We start from the raw sequence: 21,624 nt of genomic DNA on the forward strand, positions 1-21,624 counted from the left end.
TCGGAGGTACGCACACGATGACCGTCACCCTGGCGGACGTGGCCGCCCGCGCCCGGGTCTCGCCCGCGACCGTGTCCCGGGTCCTGAACGGCAACTACCCGGTCGCCGCCTCGACCCGCGAACGGGTCCTGCGGGCGGTGGACGAACTGGACTACGTCCTCAACGGCCCCGCCAGCTCCCTCGCCGCCGCCACGTCCGACCTGGTCGGCGTGCTGGTCAACGACATCGCCGACCCCTTCTTCGGGATCATGGCGAGCGCGGCGCAGAGCGCGATCGGGGAGGTCGCGTCGGGGCGGGCCGGGGGCGAGAAGCTCGCCGTCGTCTGCAACACCGGCGGCTCCCCCGCGCGCGAGCTGACCTACCTCACGCTGCTCCAGCGGCAGCGGGCCGCGGCCGTCATCCTCATGGGCGGCTCGCTGGAGGACCCCGAGCACCTGGCGGCGACGGCGGGCAAGCTCGCCAAGCTCGCGGAGGCGGGGACGCGGGTGGTGCTGTGCGGGCGGCCGCCGGTGCCGGGCGACGCGAACACGGCGGCGCTCGTCTTCGACAACCGCACCGGCGCGCGGCTCCTGACCGAGCACCTGCTCGGGCTCGGACACCGGCGCATCGGGTACGCGGCGGGGCCGACCGACCGGACGACCACCCGGCACCGGCTCGAAGGCCACCGAGCGGCGCTCGCGGCGGCGGGGGTCGCCGAGGGCCCGACGGTCCACGGCCCGTACGACCGCCGGTCCGGCTACGAGGCGACCACCGAAATCCTCGACCGCGACCCGGAGTTGACGGCGGTCGTCGCCGCCAACGACACGGTGGCGCTCGGCGTCTGCGCGGCCCTGCGGGAGCGGGGCCTGTCCATCCCGGACGACGTCTCGGTCGCGGGCTTCGACGACCTGCCGTTCTCGGTGGACGTGGTCCCGGCCCTCACGACCGTCCGCCTGCCGCTGCACGACGCGGGGGTCAGGGCGGGCCGCCTGGCGATGGGCGCGGAGGAGCCCCCGGAGGGGGGATCGGTGACGGTCCCGGGGGAGCTGGTGGTGCGGGGGTCGACGGCCCGGCCGCGGGGGTAGCGGGGCGCTATCGTGGTGACGAACGGCACACGGAGGATCGCATGGCGACCATACTGATGGACCTTCCCAGCGCCTGGGACGCCCTGGACGGCGTCAACCTGCCTCGCGGCTACCACGTCGAGATCACGGACGGGAAGATCATCATGACGCCGCAGGGCGAGAGCCAGTCGGACATCCTCCTTGAGGCCGCGCCCCAGATCAAGAAGCAGCTCGCCGGGCAGGGCAAGCTGCTGACGGACGTCATGATCGACTTCCCGTCGCACCTCTACGGATACGCCCCTGACCTGACGGTCGTCGCACCCGGCTCCGAGCGGAACAGCCGTGGCCGCTTCGAGTGGCACAGCCTTGAGGCTGTCATCGAGGTCGTCTCGAAGAGCACACGGGACAACGACTTCACGAAGAAGTTCCGGATGTACGCCGAGTGCGCCATCCCTGTCTACGTGATCATCGATCCGTCGGACAACACCTGCACCATCCACAGCAACCCCACACGCACCGGCGCCTATGTGGACCAGGAGCAGATCGCCTTCGGCGAAGACCTGCTCCTCCCCCTCGAAGGGCGAGAGATCGTCGTCAAGACGGACGGCTTCCCGCGCTCCGAAGGCTGACCTACCTCTCCGGCCTCAGGCCCGTCGCCGCGAGCACCGCTTCCACCGTCTCCTCGACCGTCTGGTCCGCGTTGTCGATCCAGACGCCCTCGGCGGAGAGTTCCTCGCGCATCGCCTCGTCCAGGAAGGCCCAGTTGGTCGTGAGCTTCTTGTGGCGGGCGTTGTTGCGTTCCCAGGCCTTGTCCGGGCCCGGGGCCAGGATCACCACGTGGAGCGGGACCGCCTTCGTGTGGGCGCGGTAGAAGTCCAGGTGGGAGCGGCGTACGACCACGTCGTCGAGGACCGGCAGGAAGCCGGCCGAGGCGAAGCTGTCCGCGAGCAGGCAGGCGTTGCGGGCGCGCAGCAGGATCTGGCGGTCCGCCTCCGGGTCACCGTCCGGGGTGGGCCAGTGGCAGCCGCTCACGATGAGGGACTGGAGGTCGTCGACCTCGATGTGCGCCGAGCGGGCGAAGCGGGCCGCGAGGGCCGCCGCGACGGTCGACTTGCCGCTGCCGGGGATGCCGGCGAGCAGGACGGCGCCGGGAGCGGGCTCGGGGGTGTCGACGGTGACGTGCGCGAAGGTCATGCGGGCCTTTCCTCGCTGGTGGGACCCGCTGACGATACGGTCGCGGGCTCCCGTACCGCCAGGGATTTCGGGGACTCCGGCGTCCGGCGCGCTCCCGGCGCGAAGGACGTGAGCGCCACTCCCCCGACGAGCAGCGCCGCCGCGCACCAGCGGAGCGGGCTGACGCCCTCCCCCAGGTACAGGGCGGCCGAGGACATGCCGAAGACGGGGACGAGGAGCGAGAAGGGCGGGACGGACGAGGCCGGGTAGCGGCGGAGCAGCCGGCCCCAGGCGCCGAAGCCGAAGACGGTGACGATCCAGGCGACGTAGACGATGACGCCGACGCCCGTCCAGTCGAGTCCGCGCAGGGCCGCGAGGTCGCGCTAAGCGGTACCTGAACGCCCGCTTCACAGGGCTCACGGTCATGCTCACAAACGAGTAGAGCTGTGAGTGAAGAGCGAACCTGCGGGCCAGAGCACGTGATCCACCCTGCCAACGAGGATGCAGGAGCTACGTTCTCCTTCACCGGCACCACATCACGAGCCGCTGATCGTCCATCAGGCGGAGGAGAACCACACGCAGGTCGCCCTGGTGGCGGACGGGTGCGGCGCGGCGCCCGGCGATCCGGGAGGCGGTCCGTACGCTCCAGGAGCTCTGGCCCGAGGTCGCCCGCGCGGGCGATTCCTGCGCGGGTCCTTGACCTGGCAGTTACTTTCGAGCTATCCGTGACTCCTTGGAAGTTTCCTTCAAGCGAGAAGCTTCTCGTGTCCTTCAACCTCGCACGGCCGGAAGGAGCATCAGTGCACCACCGCGCCCCCGCCCCCTCCCGACGCACCCTCCTCACGGTGACCGCCGCAGCCGCCGCTGCCGCCGTCACCGGGGTCACCGCACCCGTCGCCCACGCGGAGACCGACGACAGGAACCTCCAGCGGATCATCGACCGGATGTCCCTGGAGGAGAAGGTCGGCCAGCTCTTCGTCATGCGGGTGTACGGCCACTCGGCGACCGCACCCGACCAGGCCGACATCGACGCCAACCTCAAGGAGATCGGCGTCCGCACCGCCGCCGAGCTGGTCGAGCGCTACCACGTGGGTGGCGTCATCTACTTCTCCTGGGCCCACAACACCCGCGACCCGCACCAGATCGCCGAACTCTCCAACGGCATCCAGCAGGCCGGCCTCGCGCAGGCCACCCCGGTCCCGCTGCTCATCTCCACCGACCAGGAGCACGGCATCGTCTGCCGGGTCGGCGAGCCGGCCACGCTGGTGCCCGGGGCGATGGCCCTCGGCGCGGGCGGCTCGCTCGCGGACGCGCGTAAGGCCGCGCAGATCGCGGGCGAGGAGCTCGCCGCCGTCGGCATCCGGCAGAACTACGCCCCGGTCGCCGACGTCAACGTCAACCCTGCCAACCCGGTCATCGGCGTCCGTTCCTTCGGCTCCGACCCGGCGGCGGTCGCCGGTCTGGTCGCCGCCCAGACAAGGGGCTACCAGCGGGCGGGGGTCGCGGCCACCTCCAAGCACTTCCCCGGGCACGGCGACACCGCCGTCGACAGCCACTACGGGCTGCCGACGATCACCCACACCCGGGCGCAGTGGGCGGAGCTCGACGCGCCGCCCTTCGAGTCGGCGATCGACGCCGGGGTCGACTCGATCATGACCGCGCACATCGTGGTGCCCGCGCTCGACCCCAGCGAGGACCCGGCGACGCTCTCGCGGCCCATCCTCACCGGCATCCTGCGCGAACAGCTCGGCTACGACGGCGTGGTGGTCACCGACTCGCTCGGCATGGAGGGCGTGCGCACCAAGTACGGCGACGAGCGCGTCCCCGTCCTGGCGCTCAAGGCGGGCGTCGACCAGCTGCTCAACCCGCCGAAGCTCGACGTGGCCTGGAACGCGGTCCTGACGGCGGTCAGGAACGGCGAGCTGACGGAGAAGCGGCTCGACGAATCGATCCTGCGGATCCTGCGGCTCAAGACGAGACTGGGCCTCTTCCGGCAGCCGTACGTGACCCGCGCGGGCGTCGACCGGGTGGTCGGCACCGCGGCGCACCTCGACCGGGCCGACCGGATCGCCGAGCGGACCACGACCCTGCTCCTCAACGAGGGCGGCTTCCTGCCGCTGAGCCCCTCGGGGCACGGCAGGGTCCTCGTCGTCGGCGCCGACCCCGCCTCGCCCTCGGGCACCACCGGGCCGCCCACCACCACCCTGGCGACCGCCCTCGGGGAGCTCGGCTTCACCGCGACCACGCTCTCCACCGGGATCACCCCGACGGCGGCGAGGATCGAGGAGGCGGTGGCGGCGGCGGCCGGGCAGGACGTGGTCGTCGTGGGCACGTACAACGTCACCGCGACCAGCCCGCAGCGCACGCTCGTCGCACGGCTCGTCGCGACCGGCGTCCCCGTCGTGACGATCGCGATCCGCAACCCGTACGACATCGCCCGGATCAGCGGCCAGCGGGCGACGCTCGCCGCCTACTCCTGGACCGACGTCGAACTCCGCGCCGCCGTCCGGGTCCTGGCCGGGCGGGCCAGGCCGCGGGGACGGCTGCCCGTCCCGGTGCAGAGCGCGGACGATCCGACGAAGGTGCTGTACCCGGTGGGCCACGGCCTGTCGTACGACCGGTAGGGCAGACGGGTAGGCCCGGTGGACCAGTAGGGCGGACGGGTAGGCCCGGTGGACCGGTAGGGCGGACGGGTAGGCCCGGTGGACTGGTAGCGCAGACGGGTGTGCCCGGTGGGCCTCGGAAGGACCACCGGGCACACCCGCTCGGAACAGGGGAGGTTACGGGCGCAGCCCGTGCTCCCGCGTGACGTCCTCGTCGACCGCCTTGTCGAGGCGGGCGTCGAAGCGCGCCAGCGGCTGCGCCGCCTGGACGGCCGGGGCGGAGACGCCGGCCCAGGCCAGGATGCGGGCGGTGGCGTTCTCACGCTCGGCGTCGACGAGCCCGGCGACGTTCGCACCGTGGTTCGCACCCGGCGCCGTGTAGACGTAGCTGTCGCGCGCGCCCTTGCCGAGGTGGAACGGCTCGGCGCCCCACGGGTCGTTGCCGCCGTAGACGAAGAGCATCTGGTTCGCGTTCCTGCGGACCCAGTTGTCGACGTCCCGCATGACCTGCGGCTCGAACTTCATCGGGATGGAGCTCGGCACGAAGTTGCGGGCCGGCTGGTAGCCGTAGCGGCTGAGGCCCGCGAGGTGCGGCTGCTGGATGGTGGGCGAGCCGAGCTGGGTGGCGGCCTGGTAGTAGTACGGGGTGTAGTAGTCCAGGCCCTGGTCGCTGTAGGCGGACCAGCCGGAGTAGGCGTCGATCGTCTCGTAGACGACGTCGTCGCTCGCGGTCTTCGCATCCGGGATCTCGGCGCAGACGTCCTCGCCGTAGTACTGCCAGAAGCCCCAGACGAAGTCGAGGACGACGGCCTCGTAGGCCTTGTCGAGGCTGCCGACGGTGTTGAAGGTGGCGCCCTCGGTCTCGGCCCACTCCTTGTACTTCTTCTGCAGCGGCTCGCGGCGGACGAGGGCCTCGCGCTGCATGTCGTTCAGGCGGTCGCGGCACTCCTTGGTGCCGACGTTCTCGAAGAACCGGTCGTAGGCCGAGTCCTCCTTGTTCACCACGTCGTTCGGGGCGACGTACGCGACGACGCCGTCCATGTCACGCGGGTAGAAGCGCTCGTAGTACGTGGCGGTCATGCCGCCCTTCGAGCCGCCGGTGGAGAGCCAGTTCTCCTCGTAGATCTTCTTCAGCGCCGTGAAGATCCGGTGCTGGTCGCTGGCCGCCTGCCAGATGTCCAGCTTGGACCAGTCGGCCGGCTGCGGGCGCGACGGCGTGAAGAAGCGGTACTCCATGGAGATCTGGTTGCCGTCGATGATCCGGGTCGGCTCGGCGCGGCTGGGGGTGGTGCTCAGCCCGTAGCCGCTGGTGCGGAAGACGGTGGGGCGGCCCGTGTCCTTGTGGAGGACCGAGAGCCGCTGCTTGAACGTGCCCGCCCACGGGCGGTGGTGGTCGATCGGCTGGACGTACTCCAGGACGAAGTAGCGGTAGCCGGCGTAGGGCTTCTCCTCGATCAGGCTCATCCCGGGGATCGCCAGGATGCGGTCCTTGATGTCCGCGCTCTGAGCATCCGCGCTCTGGGAGTCGGCGACGGCCGTGGTGCTGTTGTCCTCCGTGTCCGCGGCGGTGGCCACGGACGTGGAGCCGACGGTGCCTATGAGCACCGAGAGCGACACCAGCCATCTGAGCGACTTGCGCATTCGTCCTCCCCTTGGTTCACAACGGTGTCGCGAACCTAGCGGGGGCAACGTGTGGACCGCCAGACCCAGTTGGTCCTTACCCTTGGACTTTCCTGTGCATCAGCAGAGGAAACGGTCGGCAGCGCAGGATGCGGTACACGTCGCGGCGCGGGATTCAGCACAGGATCCAGCCCGTGGACCTGCCCTGTCCGGACACCGAACCGGAGGCGCGGACGCAGCGGTTGAGGGCGTGGACGGTGACCGGGCCGGCCTGCCGGGTGAACCGTCCGGAATTCACGGCGGGGCGCCCGCCGCGCGGCTGGAGGGAGACGCTCATCGGCCGGACGGCGCCGGGGTTCTTGGCGACGGTGACGGCGCAGACGTAGTGGCGGGTCCGGTAGAGGCGCAGCTCGCCGGTGGCGAAGCGGTAGGTCTTGGTGGGGCGGCCCTGGCAGACGGAGGCCGCGTCGGCGGTGGAGCCGCCCGGGCCTGGCCAGGGAGTCAGGAGCAGGGCGAGGGCGGCGAGGAGCGGGACGAGGACGCGCGCGAGCAGCCGTCGTCGGCGTCGGTGTGGTGCGTGCGGCGTGTCCGTGGGCATGCGTTCCCCTCCCGAGCGAGGCGGCGAGTCTCCGACATACGGGACGTACGGACGTACGGACGTACGGAGATTCAGGCGTACGGGCGTACGACGCGCCAGCCGCCGGAATGGTTGCCTCCGGGTGCCGGTGGGGACCCCGGCTGCCTACGCGAACATCGTCGCGACGAACAGCACGAAGACGGCCTCGGCGCCGAACTGCGTCCGCAGTGCCGCCCGTCGGACGTCGGCGCGGGAGGTGCGCCGCACGGTCACGTAGGCCGCGGCGAAGGTCACCAGGCTCGCGACGTACAGGAAGCCGGGGGCGCCGCCGCAGCTCGTCCCGCGCATGATGCAGCTGGCGGCGGCCTCGGTGCTGAGCGCGAGGAGGCCGGCGAGCAGGGTCGCGGGCAGCAGCAGCCCGGCCCAGATCAGCGCCCACTTCCGCAGCCGCGCGGCCTCGGGGTCCGGCGGGGTGACCGGGACGGGCGAGGCGGCGCGGGCGCGGAGATCGGGGCTGCTGCTCATGCCCCCATCCAAGCCCGCGGGGCGGTGGTCGGGGAATCCGTCCGGATACTCATCCGACGGACGGCCCGTACTCACACCCTCTCGGGCTCCGCACACTCCTCACCCCCCTCTCGGGCTCCGCGCCCTCACACCCTCTCGGGCTCCGACTCCGGCTCCCCGATGAAGGTGCTCCACAGCGACGCGTACCGGCCGCCCAGGGCGAGCAGTTCGTCGTGGGTGCCGTCCTCCACGATCCGGCCGTGGTCCATCACGACCACCCGGTCGGCGCGCGCCGCCGTGGTCAGGCGGTGGGCGACGACAAGCGTCGTCCGGCGGCCCGCGAGCCGGTCGGTGGCCTGGTTGACCTGGGCCTCGGTGGCGAGGTCGAGGGCCGCCGTGGCCTCGTCGAGGAGCAGGACGTCGGGGTCGACGAGCTCGGCGCGGGCGAGGGCGATGAGCTGGCGCTGGCCGGCGGAGAGGTTGCGGCCCCGCTCGGCGACCTCGTGGAGGTAGCCGCCGTCGAGCGTGGCGATCATGTCGTGCGCGCCGACCGCGCGGGCCGCCGCCTCGACCTCCGCGTCGGTCGCCTCGGGGCGGCCGTAGGCGATGGCGTCGCGGACGGTCCCGGCGAAGAGGTACGCCTCCTGGGGGACGACCCCGAGGCGGTGGCGGTACGCGGTGAGGTCCAGGTCCCGCAGGTCGGTGCCGTCGGCGGTGACCCGGCCGCCCGTCGGGTCGTAGAACCGCGCGACCAGCTTGACGAGGGTCGACTTGCCCGCGCCGGTCTCGCCGACGAAGGCCACGGTTTGCCCGGCGGGAATCCGCAGGTCGATGCCGGTGAGAGCGGCCTCCTTCGTGTCGTACGCGAACGACACGTCCTCGAAGGCGATCTCGCCGCGCAGCGAGGTCACGTCCTGGGGCGCCTCGGCGGCGGTCGTCGACGTCGGCTCCTGGAGCAGCTCCTGCATCCGCTTCAGCGAGACCGCGGCCTGCTGGTAGCCGTCGAAGACCTGCGAGAGCTGCTGCACGGGGGCGAAGAACAGGTCGATGTAGAGGAGGTAGGCGACGAGCGCGCCGGTGGTGAGGGTGCCGGCCTCGATGCGGTTCGCGCCGACGATCATGACGGCTGCGGCGGCCACCGAGGACAGCAGGGTGACGAAGGGGAAGTAGATCGAGATCAGCCACTGGCCGCGGACGCGTGCCTCGCGGTACTCGGTGCTGCGGGTGGCGAAGCGGTCCGCGCCGGAACGCTCGCGGCGGAAGGCCTGCACGATCCGCAGCCCGGAGACCGACTCCTGGAGGTCGGCGTTGACGACGCTGATCCGCTCGCGCGCCAGCTCGTACGCCTTCACGCTCGACCGGCGGAAGAAGTACGTGGCGACGGCGAGGACGGGCAGTGTCGCGAAGACGACCAGGGCGAGCTGGAGGTCGAGCACGAGCAGCGCGACCATGATCCCGAAGAAGGTGACGACGGAGACGAAGGCGGTGACCAGACCCGTCTGCAGGAAGGTGGACAGGGCATCCACGTCCGTCGTCATCCGGGTCATGATCCGGCCGGTGAGCTCGCGCTCGTAGTAGTCCAGGCCGAGCCGCTGGAGCTGGGCGAAGATCTTCAGGCGCAGGGCGTAGAGGACCCGCTCGCCGGTGCGGCCCGTCATGCGGATCTCGGCGGTCTGGGCGATCCACTGCACGAGGACGGTGACCAGGGCGAGCGCGGAGGCCGCCCAGACGGCGCCGATCGCGAGCCGGTTCACGCCGTCGTCGATGCCGTGCCGGATCAGGACCGGGAGCAGCAGGCCGGCGCCCGCGTCGAGCGCGACCAGGCCGAGGCTGATGAGCAGCGGGACGCCGAAGCCGCGGAGCAGGCGGCGCAGCCCGTACGTGTCCTCGGGCGAGACCGCGCGGGCCTCGTCGATCCCGGGGGTGTCGGTGGCGGGCGGCAGGGCCTCGACGGCGGCGAGCAGTTCGGGGGTGGCGCCGGGCGCGGGGCTCTCCTCGGCGGCGCTGTCGTCCCGTACCCAGAGGGCGGGGGTGATGCCCCGCTCGGCGTCGAACTCGGCGTCGAGCTCGGCCCGCAGCGTGGCGTCCTCGGGGATCTCGACCGGGGTCACGTGGCCGGGTGAGACGGCGCCCAGCTCGTCGGGGTCGGTGAGGAGGCGGCGGTAGAGCGCGGAGCGCTCCTCCAGCTCCTCGTGGGTGCCGATGTCGGAGAGCCGTCCGTCGTCGAGGACGGCGATGCGGTCGGCGAGGCCGAGGGTGGAGCGGCGGTGGGCGATGAGGAGGGTCGTACGGCCCTCCATGACCGACTTCAGGGCCTCGTGGATCTCGTGCTCGACCTTGGCGTCGACGGCGGAGGTGGCGTCGTCGAGGAGGAGGAGCCGGGGGTCGGTGAGGATCGCGCGGGCGAGCGCGACGCGCTGGCGCTGGCCGCCGGAGAGGGTGAGGCCGTGCTCGCCGACCTTGGTGTCGTACCCCTCGGGCAGTTCGGCGATGAACCGGTCGGCCTGGGCGGCGCGGGCGGCGGTCTCGATCTGCTCCTGGGTGGCGTCGGGGACGCCGTACGCGATGTTGGCGCGGACCGTGTCGGAGAAGAGGAACGAGTCCTCGGGGACGAGCCCGATCGCGGCGCGCAGGGAGTCGAGGGTGAGCTCGCGGACGTCGTGGCCGCCGACGAGGACGGCGCCGTGGCTGACGTCGTAGAAGCGCGGGAGGAGGAGCGAGACGGTGGACTTGCCGGAGCCGGAGGCGCCGACGACGGCGACGGTCTCGCCGGAGCGGATGTCCAGGGAGAAGCCGTCGAGGACGGGCCGCCCGTCCTGGTAGGAGAAGCTCACGTCGTCGAACTCGACCGTCGCGGGCGCGTCGGCCGGGAGTTCCTTCGTCCCGTCCTGGATCACCGGGTCGGTGTCGACGAGGTCGAGGACCCGCTCGACGCCCGCGCGGGCCTGCTGGCCGACGGTGAGGACCATGGCGAGCATCCGGACCGGGCCGACGAGGGAGGCCAGGTAGGCGGAGAAGGCGACGAAGGTGCCGAGGGTGATCTGGCCCTTGTAGGCGAGCCAGCCGCCGAGCGCGAGGACGGCGACCTGCCCGAGGGCGGGCACGGCCTGGAGGGCGGGGGTGTACTTCGAGTTCAGCCGGATCGTCCGCAGCCGGCCGGCGAAGAGCTTGCGCCCGGCCTCGCGGATCTTGCCGGTCTCCTGGCCCTCCTGGCCGAAGCCCTTGACGACCCGGACGCCGGTCACGGCCCCGTCGACGACCCCGGCGACCTCCGCGGCCTGCTGCTGCGCGTGCCAGGTGGCGGGGTGGAGGCGGGTGCGGCTGCGCTTGGCGATGAACCAGAGGGCGGGGGCGACGGCGAGCGCGACGAGGGTGAGGGGGAGGGAGAGCCAGGCCATGACGGCCAGCGAGATGACGAAGAGCAGGATGTTCCCGATCGTCATCGGGAGCATGAAGAGAAGGCCCTGGATGAGCTGGAGGTCGCTCGTCGCCCGCCCCACGACCTGCCCGGTGGACAGCTCGTCCTGCCGTCGCCCGTCGAGCCGGGTGATGGTGCCGAACATGTCGGTACGGAGGTCGTGCTGCACGTCGAGGGCGAGGCGGCCGCCGTAGTAGCGGCGGACGTAGGTGAGGACGTAGACGAGGACGGCGGCGCCGATGAGGAGCCCGGTCCAGACGCCGAGGTCACGGGTCTTCGTCCCGATGACGTCGTCGATGATCACCTTGGTGACGAGCGGTACGAGGGCGAGGACGGCCATGCCCAGGAGCGAGGACCCGAGCGCGAGGACCACGTTGGCCTTGTAGTGCCACGCGTATCCGGTCAGCCTGCGCGCCCAGCCCTGCCGGCGGATCTCGGCCTGCCGCCGCGCCTCCGTCCGCTGCCGCTCGCCCGTCTGTTTCTGCCCGACCGCCGCCACGAGTGGCCTCCCGTCCGTCCTGCTCTACCGGAAGGCCCAACACGTCTGGGCTGCGATTTCATCCCGCCTCAGCAATTCCGGGTCCGTCAGCAGGAGCAGCCGCTCGCGAAGTACGCGAACAGCGCGACGCAGCCGAAGGCACCGACGGCGAACGCCGCCAGCCGCCCTCTACGGCGCCGTGCCGGCCCGCGGAACGTCTCCCAGGCGCCGTACCCGGCGAGCAGGGCGAGGGTCCCGGCGGCCCCGCCGGTCAGGGGCGGGCTGACGCTCCAGCCCCAGACGGCGAGCGCCACGAGACCGATGAGGAGCAGGCAGGCCGTGATCTCCAGGACCGCCTCGCCCACGAACTCGCCGACCGTCTCCTTCAGGAACTCCTTGACGCGCCCTGCCACCGTTCCCCCTCGTGGATCCCTCGTGGAACGCCATCGGCCCCGCACCGGCCCCCGGTCAGGAGGACTCGTCCGGGGCCGGAAGAGTTGCGCCGGGCCGGGGGCGGCTCACAGGTGCGTCGGCTCGAACATCCTCAGGAGCGCCGGGAGGACCACCACCGACGGGCCGGGGGTGGCGAGGGCCTTCGCGAGGTCGGCGGCGAGGGTCTCCGGGCTCGTCGTCGTCGCCGGGACGCCGAAGGACTCGGCGAGGGCGACGAAGTCCGGGCGGGTGAGTTCGGTGCCGGTGGTCTCGCCGAAGGCGTCCGTCATGTACTCGCGGAGGATGCCGTAACCGCCGTCGTCGACGATCAGCCAGGTCACGTCGAGGCCGTACTGCTTCGCCGTCGCCAGCTCCGCGATCGAGTACATCGCGCCGCCGTCGCCGGAGACCGCCAGCACCGGCTGCGAGGGGTCCGCGACGGCCGCGCCGAGGGCGGCGGGGAAGGCGTAGCCGAGGCCGCCGGCACCCTGCGCGGAGTGCATGGTGTTCGGGTGCCGGGCGTCGAAGGCCGACCACGCCCAGTACGCGAGGATCGTCATGTCCCAGAAGCTCGGGGACCGGGCCGGCAGCGCCTCCCGTACGGCCGCGACGGTCCGCTGCTCCAGGCCCAGGTCCTGCGCGGCGATCCGCTCCCGCACCTTGGCCAGGACGGCCGCGACCCGCTCGGGGGCGGTCGGGTCCGTGCGCTCACCGGCCGTCTCCAGGAGCGCCTGGAGGGCGAGCCGGGCGTCCGCGTGGATGCCGAGCGCCGGGTGGTTGGACTCCAGCTTGCCCGCGTCGGCCTCGATCTGGATCACCCGGCCGCGCGGGGCGAAGGTGTGGTAGTTCGAGGACAGTTCGCCGAGGCCCGAGCCGACGACGAGGAGGACGTCGGCGTCCTCCAGGAAGTCGGTGGTGTGCCGGTCCTCCAGCCAGGACTGGAGCGAGAGCGGGTGGGTCCAGGGGAAGGCGCCCTTGCCGCCGAAGGTGGTGACGACGGGCGCGTCGATCCGCTCGGCGAGCGCGAGGAGCTTGCCGGAGGCGTCGGAGCGTACGACTCCGCCGCCGGCGATGATCACGGGCCGGGCGGCCTTCGTCAGCAGGTCGGCCGCGACCGCCGTCAGCTCGGGACGCGGGGCGATGTCCTCGGGCGTCGCGTCCATCGCGGTGACCACGGGCAGCATCGTCTCCGCGAGGAGCACGTCCTGCGGGATCTCGATCCAGACGGGCCCGTGCGGGGCGGTGAGCGCCGACTCCCAGGCCGCCGCGATCGCGGACGGGATCTGGGACTGCGTACGGACCGTGTGGACGGACTTCACGACGTCACGGAAGGAGGCCTGCTGGTCGCGCAGCTCGTGGAGGTAGCCGTGCCGGCCGCCGCCGAGCCCGGCGACGGGGATCTGGCTGCCGATCGCGAGGACCGGCGCGGAGGCCGCCGCCGCCTCCTGGAGCGCGGCGAGCGACATGAGCGCGCCGGGTCCGGTGGAGAGCAGCAGCGGGGCCGCCTCGCCGGTGATCCGGCCGTACGCGTCGGCGGCGAAGCCCGCGTTGTTCTCGACGCGGAGGCCGACGTACCGGAGGGAGGAGCGGCGCAGCGCGTCGAACATGCCGAGCGCGTGCTGGCCGGGGAGGCCGAAGACCGTGGTCGCGCCGAGGCCGGCGAGGGTCTCGACGACGAGGTCGCCGCCGTTGCGCCCGGCGGGCGGGTTCAGGGCGGCCTCGGTCTGCGCGGCGGTGGGGCGCAGGACCACGTCGTGGTCGTGGGTCATGGACGGTTCCCTCGGGGCGTGGCGTGGTCGGTGCGGTGCGGCCCGGCGGCCGGGTGCGGCGCGCCGCTCGCGACGAGCGTGCCACACCCGGCGGAACGCCTACTGCGCGGTGCGGCTCGCCGCGATCTGGCGGGACATGATCGTCGTGAGCTCGTACGCCGTGTGGGAGGCGGCAACCGCGGTGATCTCGGCGTGGTCGTAGGCCGGGGCGACCTCGACGACGTCGGCGGAGACCAGGTTGCAGGAGGAGAGGCCGCGGAGGATCTCCAGGAGCTCGCGGGAGGTCATGCCGCCGGCCTCGGGGGTGCCGGTGCCGGGCGCGTGGGCCGGGTCGAGGCAGTCGATGTCGATGGAGATGTACAGCGGGCGGTCGCCGATGCGCTGGCGGAGCTGGTCGGCGACCTCGTCGGCGCCGCGGCGGTAGATGTCGGCCGAGGTGACGATGCCGAAGCCCATCTTCTCGTCGTCGGTGAGGTCCTGCTTGCCGTAGAGCGGGCCGCGGGTACCGACGTGGGAGAGCGCCTCGGTGTCGAGGATGCCCTCCTCGACGGCCCGGCGGAACGGCGTGCCGTGGGTGTACTCGGCGCCGAAGTACGTGTCCCAGGTGTCGAGGTGCGCGTCGAAGTGGAGCAGGGCGACGGGGCCGTGCTTCTTGGCGACGGAGCGCAGCAGCGGCAGCGCGATGGTGTGGTCGCCGCCGAGGGTCATCATGCGGGCGCCGGAGCCGAGGAGGTCGTCCGCCGCGGCCTCGATGGTCTCGACGGCCTCGTTGATGTTGAACGGGTTGGCGGCGATGTCACCGGCGTCCGCGACCTGCGCGAGGGCGAACGGAGAGGCGTCCTGCGCCGGGTTGTAGGGGCGCAGGAGGCGCGAGGCCTCGCGGATGGCGTTGCCGCCGAAGCGGGCGCCGGGGCGGTAGGAGACGCCGCTGTCGAAGGGGACGCCGACCACGGCGATGTCGGTGGTGCCGACCTCGTCGAGCCGCGGCAGCCGGGCGAACGTCGCGGGACCGGCGTACCGCGGGGTGCGGGACGAGTCGATCGGGCCGCGCGGGGTGTTCTGGTCGCTGCTGCTCATGGTCGGGTCCTCCTGGGGGGCGAGGGGATGGTTCTCTGGCACGACGGTAGGCGGCGGGAAAGCGGTGCAGAAGTGTATGTTTCCTCCACTGTACGAGCCGATGCTGTACGAAGGATCCATGACGACGCTCCCGACGCACCCTTCGGACGCGGAGGGCCTCTCCACTCCCCCCGCGCCGCCCGTCGCCCTGGCCGCGCTGCTCGCCCGCCGGGACCTCGGGCTCCGGCTGCTCGCGGGGCCCGGGGACGTACCGCTGCACTGGGTGCACACCTCGGAGATGGCCGACCCGTATCCGTACCTCCTCGGCGGTGAGCTGCTGATGACGGCGGGCGTGCAGCTCTCCGATCCGGCGCGCTACGTCGAGCGGGTCGTGGAGGCGGGTGCGGCGGCGCTCGCCTTCGGGGTGACGCCGGTGTACGACACGGTTCCGGCGGAGCTCGTCGAGGCGTGCGCCCGGCACGGCCTGCCGCTGGTCGAGGTGCCGCCGAGAACACCGTTCACGGCGGTCGCGCGGGCGGTGTGGCGGCTCATGGCGGAGGCGCGGCTGCGCGAGCTGCGCCGGGTGACGGAGGCCCAGCAGTCCCTGGCCGCGGCGGCGGCCCGCCCGGCCCCGGTCCCGGCGGTGCTCGGCGCGCTGGCCTCGCGGCTCGCGGGGCGCGCGGTGCTCTTCGGCGCGGACGGTACGGAGTCGTTGGCGGCCGGCCGGGACGTACCGGCGGAGGCGGCCGGGGCGCTGCGCGAGCTCATGGGGGTGCTCGGGCCGCGACCGGGCGGCCCCTCGTCGGCGAGCGGGGACGGTGGGGGGCTGCGGCTCGCCGCGTACGCGCTGGGCGGCGGGGACGGTCTGACGCTCGGGGTGGCGACGGAGCGGCGCGGCCCGGGTGACCACACGATCGCCGGGGTCGCCGTCGTCCTGCTCTCGCTCCTGACGGCCCCGCACCGGGGCGCGGACGTGACGGTACGGGACGGGGCCCTGGTCCGGCTGCTGCTCGGCGGCACCCCGGCGGAGGCGGCGGACGCCCTGGGCCCGGGCCCGTGGACGGTGGTGCACGGAAGCGGCGGCGACGGGACGCCGTTCGCGGCGGCGTCGCTGGCGGCGGAGTTGGGGACGCCCCTGGTGGACGGGGGCGGTGGTGCGGGCGCGCCCGGAGTGGTACGCCTCCTGCTCCCCTCCGCCGCCCCGGTCACCCCCCAGGGAGGCTGGACGCTCGGGGTGAGCGCGCCCGCCGGGGCGGGCGAGCTCACCGCCGCCGACGCACAGGCGGCCCGGGCGCTGCGCCGGGCGGAGGCCACCCGGGCGCCCCTGGTCCGGCACCGGCCCGACGGTTTCGCGGGGCTCGTGGACCCGGCCGAGGCGGCGGCCCACGCCGGGGCCCTGCTGGCCCCCCTGACGGACCCCCTCAGGGAGACCCTGCGCAGCTGGCTGTCGCTCCACGGCAGCTGGGACCGGACGGCGGTGGCCCTGGACATCCACCGCAACACCGTCCGGCAGCGGATCGCCCGCTGCGCGACGCTCCTCGACCTGGACCTGGACGACCCGGACGTACGGATGGAACTGTGGTTCGCCCTGCGCTCGGCCTGAGGCCGGCCCGGTCGGCAGCTATGCGATCTCGCCCATCCACATACGCCGCCCCAGCTCGTCCAGCTCTGTCCGACGCTCCTCGTACTCGGGCAGCGCCGTCCCCAGCAACCGCCAGAAGTCCGCGCGGTGCCCCGGCACACGAACATGGGCGAGCTCATGGGCGACGACGTAGTCGACCAGATGCATCGGCAGCTGAAAGAGCGGCCATCCGAGGCTCATCAGACCGGGGCCTCGATCGTCGTCGCCGGGCCGGTATCTTCCCCAGCGTCGGCCGAGGTCACAGACGTCGAGTACCGGCTCCGCGACCGCCATCCGGGCGGCCCATGGCTGGAGCCGCCCAGCGGTCCAGTTCTGCCCGGCCCGGCAGTACCACTCGACGAGCGCTGCCCTCGCCAGGTCCGGGTGCTCAGCCTGCTCACGGCGCATCACCAGGCGTCCGGCGATGAGTCGCACCCTGCCGTCGGCAGGTCCGTCTGCCGTGATCGCGAGCCGGTACGTCCGCCCCAGGTAACGGAAGACCTCTCCGTCCACCAACCGCTTCGCGGGATTCAGGGGGCGAGTGCGCTCGCGCACCGCCAGCTTCGTCACCACCCAGGACCGGTGTGCGCGGACGAAGTCCTCCGCTTCCACCGCCGGACGTCCCTCGGGCGCGTGCAGGGTCAGCCCGGCATCGGGCTCCACCGTCAGCGCGAACCGCTTGCGGCGGCCACTGACCCGGACGCGCAGCGACAACCCGTCGACGGTGAGGAGACTCCCCTCGGCAAGAGCGGGGAGGAGTCGGTCGTCGGCAAGAGCGGTCACCCGGCCTATTCTCCCCGCTGCCTGGCCAGAAACTGCCGCTTGTTCTCCGCCGCGAACGAGGCGAGTCGCTGAGCGATGCCGTTCAGCGGAGCCCAGTCCGTGACGTCGGTCGGCAGCAGCCCCGGAACCAACTGACCGTGGATGATCTTCGCCAGCTCGTCCAGGTCCTGGCTCTGCCCCTGGAACGCCGCCTTGCCCATGGTCCGAGCGGCCGCGTCACAGACCGCGCCGACCAGCGGCCGGGTGTCCGGGACCCGTCGGACGACTCCCGGGCTCTCCTCCACGAGCTGATCCAGCAGGCGGTACACCTTCTGCTCCAGCGGACTGAGCCCCGCCAGCGCCGGGTCCTCCTCGTCCTCCCGCCGGGCCTGCTCGATCAGCGGGCCGAACTCCTGGATCTGCTCGTCGAAGCGTCCTGGCAGATCCCGCAGGATCTCCTCCAGCCGTTCCGAGAGCCGTGTGTACTTCTCCGGGTCCTCCCGCTTGACCCGCTCCTCCAGGTGGAAGCGCAGCGCGTGTCCCATCTCCGCTGCCGCCTCGCGCGGCGGCATGGTGCGCACCGCGTCGTCGAAGACGGGCGAGGCGAGCGAGACGGGCGCGATGACCTGCTCGATCTCCGGGCCCTCCAGGTGGTCGGCGATCATCGCCCGGACCTTGCGGCCGTAGCGGCGCAGCGTGAACGTACCGCCCGGCGCGTCCCGGTAGAGCCTGCGGACGCGCTTCTGGAGCATGCCCCACCGCCGGGCGTCCGCCACGAAGCGCAGGCCCTCCTCGTGCGGCAGCACCCGCTCCAGTACCCCGAGGAACTCGTGCAGCACGTCGTCGTACCCGAACCGCGCCGCCTCGGACTCGAAGCGCTGCGCGGCCGCACCCAGCTTGGCCGGGTCGGTCAGGTCCGCGTCGTCGACGCCGTGCGTGCTCAGGAAGTCGCGCACCGCCCTCGCCGCCGGCGCGAGGCCCTCGATCTCGTCCGACAGACTGAGCATGGTGTCGTCGACATCGGCCTGCTGGTACTCGGCCAGCGCTCCGGTCAGGTGCTCGAAGACGCCGTAGTAGTCGACGACGTACCCGATGTCTTTGCCCTCCATCGGCCGGTTGACCCGGGCGACGGCCTGGAGCAGCTCGGCGTCACGGATCGGCCGGTCCAGGTAGAGCGCCTGCTCGCGTGGTGCGTCGAAGCCCGTGAGCAGCATGGACTTCACGATGAGGAAGGCGACCGGGCTGTCAGGGTGCACCGGATCGGGCGCGGCACCCGGCCGGGTCTCCGGTTGTCCGGACTCCTCCTGCGACCAGGGGTGGTCACCGACCCCGGCGCCCGCCCCTGTCGTCTCCTGCGACGGCAGGTCGAAGGGCGTGGTGCTGACCCAGTCGGGCTCGGGCGGCAGCTGGGGGAACGCCTGGTGGAAGCGCTTGATGTACGCCTTCTGGCGCTCCTTGTCCGTCCAGTGCAGCCACTGACGGCGCTTCCGCTCCTCGCCCGGGGAGATCACCGGCACGAAGTCGAGACGGCGCAGCAGGGAACGGTACTGGTGGGCCTGGTAGAGGTAGCGCAGCCGACGGGGCAGCTCCTCCAGCGGAATCCCCGCCACCGACTCCGGGTCGAATGCGGCGAGTTCGATCATCAGGAGGTCGCGCGCCCGTCGCAGCGCGTGGTGATACTCGACGGCTGCCTTCCGGCTGACGGCCGCGACCTGAGCCTTGAAGCCACCGCCCGGCAGCACCCAGGTCACCCAGTGCTCCAGCATGTCCTCGGCCTTCGCCCGGATCATGGGCTGGGATTCGGCGACGTCCCGTTCGGTGGGCCAGCGCCGAAGCAAGGCCTTGCGCTCGTCGTCCGTGCGCCCCCGGATCAGGTCGGCGAAGTTCCGGTCGAGGCCGTCCTTGTCGAAGACCTTGCCCTCGCCGGTACGGCCTTCGTAGCGGATGCGTACGACGACGCCGTCGCGCTCGGCCTCCGCCATGCGGTACGTGTCGAGGAATCCGCCGAAGATCCGGCGGGTGTCCTCGACCCGGCCGGTCATGATCGGCGTGCCGGTAAAGCCGATCTTGGCGGCGTTGGGGATGGCCCTGCGCAGGGCGGCGTGCAACACGCTCGTGTGCGAGCGGTGGGCCTCGTCGACCAGGACCAGGATGTCGGAGGACGTGTTGCACTCCGGGAAATCGGGCTCGGGTGGCGGAACGTCGGCCCGGCGCTCCTTCCGGGCCCGCTCGGCGTCCTCGTACTCCCCTGCCAGGTCCCGGCCGTCCCCGTCCCCGTCTCCGCCGTCGCCTCCGGTCCCCGTGGCGAAGGCGCCCCCGGTCCCGTACTTCTGGATCATCGCGAAGACGACCCGGCGCCCGCCGTCGCGGAGCAGCCCCTCCATCTGGGTCCTGGTCTCGGCCGTCTCGACGTCCGACTCGCTGAGCTTCAGCGTCTTGGAGAGCTGGTCCTGCAACTGAGTGCGGTCGGTGACGACGACGATCGTGAACTCGCTGAGCCGGTGGTGCAGATGCATCCGGCGCACGAGGAACGTCATGGTCAGGCTCTTGCCGGAGCCCTGCGTGTGCCAGATGATCCCGCCGCGCTCGTCTTCGAGGACGAGCCCGCCACGGGTCCGGCCGTCGACCAGCTTGCGTACGGCCTTCTCGGCGGCCCGGTACTGCTGATGGCGCGCGGCGGCCTTGACCGTACGGGTGCCTCCCGATTCCGTCTCGACGGGGAGCGGGATGACGTAGTGGCGTACGAAGGTGAGCAGCGCGGCGGGACGCAGGACGACGCCGACGAGCTTGTGCCGCTCGTTGAGCTTGGTGACGTCGTCCGGCAGGTCCGCGAGGAGCGTGGCCGGGGCCTCCGGCTCGACGCTCCGCCAGGGATGGAAATGGTCGGGCGTGGAGGTGACCGTCCCGAGATACGCGGTCTCGGCGGTCGCGGCGACCAGCAGCTGCACGGTACGGAACAGCTCCGGCACTCCGGCGGGCAGCGGTAGATCGGAACCGTCACGCTCGTCGTCGGCGATGGGGTCACCGGCGTAGTGCCGCAGATCGAGCACGGCGCTGCGGACGGGGTCGGCGAGGTCGGGGCTCTTGCACTCGACGGCGACGAGCGGGATGCCGTTCACGAAGAGGACGACGTCGAGTATCGACACGTCCCCGGAACGGTTCTTCACGCGGAGCTGGTCGACGACCGTGAACTCGTTGAGCCCGACCCGCTCCTCGTGCCACTCGATGTACTGCACGGTGGCGGAGGCCCCGCCGTGAGCGGCGGAGGGGCCGGTGAGGAAGTGCCCGCTGAGCAGCAGATCGGTGGCGTCGAAGTTGGCCTGCGCGACGCCCTTCCCGAGGGAGACGGAGGCCAGCGCGGTGACGGACCGCGACACGTCGGTGCCGTCCATCCACGACTCGCCGTCGTCGGCCCGGACGTTGATCCGCCGCAGGGCGGCGCCGAGCCGATCGACGAGCAGCGGGGTACCGGCGTCCAGCGTGCCGACCGTCGTCCCCGGGACGTGCGTCCATCCCATCGCCTCAAGCTGCGCGACGATCGGCCGCTCCACCTCGTCCCGCTCGACCTGCACCACCATGCCCGCCCCCGCGCCTTCCGCCCGCCGTCACCCAGGTCCCGCTCAGTTGATCCATTCTGCGCCCTGAGCGGGCCGGGTGGGAGAGTTCAAGCCGCGCGGGCAGGTGACGTACCGGGGCATGTCGGGGTACGTCACCGGGGGTGGCGGGGTCGGTCAGACGTCGAGCGGGCCGGTGTCGCCCTCCTCCTCTTCGGACGCCTCGCCCTCCTGATCCTCAAGTACGGGTACGGGGAGCCGGGCGCCCCGGCTCCTCGCGATGCGGTGCACATCCCGCAGAGCCTCGGCCATGCGGGCCACGACGAACCGGAGCTGCTCGGGGGTGACCTGGCGGTCGTCGACCATGTCGGCCGCGTGGCCGAGGAGCTCGGCGGCCATGCCGAGCTGGACGCTCTCGATGTTGTCGGCGACCCGGGAGAGGTGGCCCGTGCCGTCGCCGATGAGGTAACAGGGCTTGCCCTCGGGGCTGGACCAGGGGAGCAGTCGCCCGTTGTGGATCGTCCGGTTGGTCACGCGACGACCTCCACACCGTGGATCAGGCGCGGCCCGATGTCGATGCCGTGCACGGCGAGCCAGAGGGCGCGCCGGCGCGCTCGCTGACGGCGGGCCCGCTCACGCTGCTCGTGGGCGAGGAGGTAGGGGCGGACGATAGGGCTGTCCTCGCCTCGGAGGACGGGCTCGGGCGGGCGGCCGGGGACGGGCGGTACGGCGATGGGCGGCGCGGCGGGCGGCGCCTCCGGGGGCCGGTGCCACTCCGGCGCGGGCCACAGGAGCCGCAACAACGACTCGAAGATGCGGGCGATACAGTGCGACACGTCGTCAACTCCGCTGGGTTGATGGCCACGCCCCCGGGCCGTTCACTGCGGCTGCGGGGGTCTTTCGTGCGTGGCCGGCGAATAGGCATCGCTGTGTAGCGATCCCCTCACAGAGTGAGACGGGTCGGGCTAGGCTCGCCAGGGGGTAGAGGGTGACGAAGCGTTTGTCACATGGGAG

The 21,624-nt window shown here is 72.3% G+C and carries 16 protein-coding genes and 2 pseudogenes; 5 read left to right on the plus strand and 13 right to left on the minus strand.

The window, feature by feature from the left end; genetic code table 11:
* Positions 1 to 17: 17 nt before the first annotated feature.
* Complete coding sequence (locus ACWFR1_RS16880; RefSeq protein ID WP_453551639.1) at positions 18 to 1,064, plus strand: LacI family DNA-binding transcriptional regulator; 1,047 nt, start codon at positions 18 to 20, stop codon at positions 1,062 to 1,064.
* Positions 1,065 to 1,105: 41 nt separating this feature from the next.
* On the plus strand, positions 1,106 to 1,672 hold the full coding sequence (locus tag ACWFR1_RS16885) for a Uma2 family endonuclease (protein WP_453551642.1): 567 nt from the start codon (positions 1,106 to 1,108) through the stop codon (positions 1,670 to 1,672).
* Between the two features lies 1 nt (position 1,673).
* Here the strand turns inward: ACWFR1_RS16885 and ACWFR1_RS16890 are convergent, their stop codons facing one another.
* Both ACWFR1_RS16890 and ACWFR1_RS16895 read right to left on the minus strand, forming a co-directional pair.
* Positions 1,674 to 2,237 (minus strand): AAA family ATPase, encoded by a 564-nt coding sequence (locus tag ACWFR1_RS16890; protein WP_453551644.1) that lies wholly within the window; start codon positions 2,235 to 2,237, stop codon positions 1,674 to 1,676.
* Positions 2,234 to 2,599: pseudogene (locus ACWFR1_RS16895) on the minus strand (EamA family transporter); the annotation flags it as partial. The gene ACWFR1_RS16890 and the pseudogene ACWFR1_RS16895, both read right to left, overlap by 4 nt.
* Positions 2,600 to 2,808: 209 nt before the next feature.
* Between ACWFR1_RS16895 and ACWFR1_RS16900 the strand changes: the two are divergent.
* Together ACWFR1_RS16900 and ACWFR1_RS16905 are read left to right on the plus strand one after the other, a co-directional pair.
* A pseudogene (locus ACWFR1_RS16900) lies at positions 2,809 to 2,916 on the plus strand (LysR family transcriptional regulator); the annotation flags it as partial.
* A 100-nt stretch (positions 2,917 to 3,016) separates the two neighbouring features.
* A complete protein-coding gene (locus ACWFR1_RS16905) occupies positions 3,017 to 4,840 on the plus strand; it encodes a glycoside hydrolase family 3 protein (RefSeq protein WP_453551647.1) in 1,824 nt (607 codons plus the stop codon).
* A gap of 156 nt (positions 4,841 to 4,996) precedes the next feature.
* On the opposite strand, the gene ACWFR1_RS16910 is transcribed toward ACWFR1_RS16905, so the two are convergent.
* The 7 genes from ACWFR1_RS16910 to speB form a co-directional block, all read right to left on the minus strand.
* A complete protein-coding gene (locus ACWFR1_RS16910) occupies positions 4,997 to 6,460 on the minus strand; it encodes an aminopeptidase (RefSeq protein WP_453551650.1) in 1,464 nt (487 codons plus the stop codon).
* Between the two features lie 154 nt (positions 6,461 to 6,614).
* Complete coding sequence (locus ACWFR1_RS16915) at positions 6,615 to 7,037, minus strand: hypothetical protein (protein ID WP_453551652.1); 423 nt, start codon at positions 7,035 to 7,037, stop codon at positions 6,615 to 6,617.
* Between the two features lie 144 nt (positions 7,038 to 7,181).
* Positions 7,182 to 7,541, minus strand: coding sequence for a hypothetical protein (locus tag ACWFR1_RS16920; protein WP_453551655.1), 360 nt, complete (start codon positions 7,539 to 7,541; stop codon positions 7,182 to 7,184).
* Positions 7,542 to 7,666: 125 nt separating this feature from the next.
* The gene (locus tag ACWFR1_RS16925) at positions 7,667 to 11,371 is read right to left on the minus strand and encodes an ABC transporter ATP-binding protein (RefSeq protein ID WP_453551769.1); all 3,705 of its coding nucleotides are present in this window, start codon (positions 11,369 to 11,371) and stop codon (positions 7,667 to 7,669) included.
* 152 nt (positions 11,372 to 11,523) lie between these two features.
* Entirely contained in the window at positions 11,524 to 11,829 is a 306-nt protein-coding gene (locus ACWFR1_RS16930) for a lysine transporter LysE (RefSeq protein WP_453551658.1), read from the minus strand.
* Positions 11,830 to 11,934: 105 nt separating this feature from the next.
* Positions 11,935 to 13,617 (minus strand): thiamine pyrophosphate-binding protein, encoded by a 1,683-nt coding sequence (locus tag ACWFR1_RS16935; RefSeq protein WP_453551660.1) that lies wholly within the window; start codon positions 13,615 to 13,617, stop codon positions 11,935 to 11,937.
* 99 nt (positions 13,618 to 13,716) lie between these two features.
* Positions 13,717 to 14,694, minus strand: coding sequence for an agmatinase (gene speB, locus ACWFR1_RS16940; protein WP_453551663.1), 978 nt, complete (start codon positions 14,692 to 14,694; stop codon positions 13,717 to 13,719).
* Between the two features lie 118 nt (positions 14,695 to 14,812).
* Here speB and ACWFR1_RS16945 point away from each other — a divergent pair, with 118 nt between their 5' ends.
* On the plus strand, positions 14,813 to 16,276 hold the full coding sequence (locus ACWFR1_RS16945) for a PucR family transcriptional regulator (RefSeq protein ID WP_453551665.1): 1,464 nt from the start codon (positions 14,813 to 14,815) through the stop codon (positions 16,274 to 16,276).
* Between the two features lie 18 nt (positions 16,277 to 16,294).
* On the opposite strand, the gene ACWFR1_RS16950 is transcribed toward ACWFR1_RS16945, so the two are convergent.
* The 4 genes from ACWFR1_RS16950 to ACWFR1_RS16965 all read right to left on the minus strand — a co-directional run bounded on the left by ACWFR1_RS16950 (position 16,295) and on the right by ACWFR1_RS16965 (position 21,446).
* On the minus strand, positions 16,295 to 17,077 hold the full coding sequence (locus ACWFR1_RS16950) for a M48 family metallopeptidase (RefSeq protein WP_453551668.1): 783 nt from the start codon (positions 17,075 to 17,077) through the stop codon (positions 16,295 to 16,297).
* 5 nt (positions 17,078 to 17,082) lie between these two features.
* Entirely contained in the window at positions 17,083 to 20,634 is a 3,552-nt protein-coding gene (locus tag ACWFR1_RS16955; RefSeq protein WP_453551671.1) for a type I restriction endonuclease subunit R, read from the minus strand.
* 153 nt (positions 20,635 to 20,787) lie between these two features.
* Positions 20,788 to 21,144 carry a hypothetical protein gene (locus ACWFR1_RS16960; RefSeq protein ID WP_453551674.1) on the minus strand — a complete coding sequence of 119 codons (357 nt, stop codon included), beginning with the start codon at positions 21,142 to 21,144 and terminating at the stop codon, positions 20,788 to 20,790.
* Positions 21,141 to 21,446 (minus strand): hypothetical protein, encoded by a 306-nt coding sequence (locus ACWFR1_RS16965; protein ID WP_453551676.1) that lies wholly within the window; start codon positions 21,444 to 21,446, stop codon positions 21,141 to 21,143. Before ACWFR1_RS16965 ends, ACWFR1_RS16960 begins: the two co-directional genes overlap by 4 nt.
* Positions 21,447 to 21,624 lie beyond the last annotated feature (178 nt).

It is taken from the genome of Streptomyces sp. NPDC055103 (assembly GCF_053607625.1).

Bases quoted from the DNA above. Each gene is read 5' to 3' on its own strand.
- ACWFR1_RS16880 (WP_453551639.1), top strand. From the start codon at position 18: ATGACCGTCACCCTGGCGGACGTGGCCGCCCGCGCCCGGGTCTCGCCC.
- ACWFR1_RS16885 (WP_453551642.1), top strand. From the start codon at position 1,106: ATGGCGACCATACTGATGGACCTTCCCAGCGCCTGGGACGCCCTGGAC.
- ACWFR1_RS16890 (WP_453551644.1), bottom strand. From the start codon at position 2,237: ATGACCTTCGCGCACGTCACCGTCGACACCCCCGAGCCCGCTCCCGGC.
- ACWFR1_RS16910 (WP_453551650.1), bottom strand. From the start codon at position 6,460: ATGCGCAAGTCGCTCAGATGGCTGGTGTCGCTCTCGGTGCTCATAGGC.
- ACWFR1_RS16915 (WP_453551652.1), bottom strand. From the start codon at position 7,037: ATGCCCACGGACACGCCGCACGCACCACACCGACGCCGACGACGGCTG.
- ACWFR1_RS16920 (WP_453551655.1), bottom strand. From the start codon at position 7,541: ATGAGCAGCAGCCCCGATCTCCGCGCCCGCGCCGCCTCGCCCGTCCCG.
- ACWFR1_RS16935 (WP_453551660.1), bottom strand. From the start codon at position 13,617: ATGACCCACGACCACGACGTGGTCCTGCGCCCCACCGCCGCGCAGACC.
- speB (WP_453551663.1), bottom strand. From the start codon at position 14,694: ATGAGCAGCAGCGACCAGAACACCCCGCGCGGCCCGATCGACTCGTCC.
- ACWFR1_RS16945 (WP_453551665.1), top strand. From the start codon at position 14,813: ATGACGACGCTCCCGACGCACCCTTCGGACGCGGAGGGCCTCTCCACT.
- ACWFR1_RS16955 (WP_453551671.1), bottom strand. From the start codon at position 20,634: ATGGTGGTGCAGGTCGAGCGGGACGAGGTGGAGCGGCCGATCGTCGCG.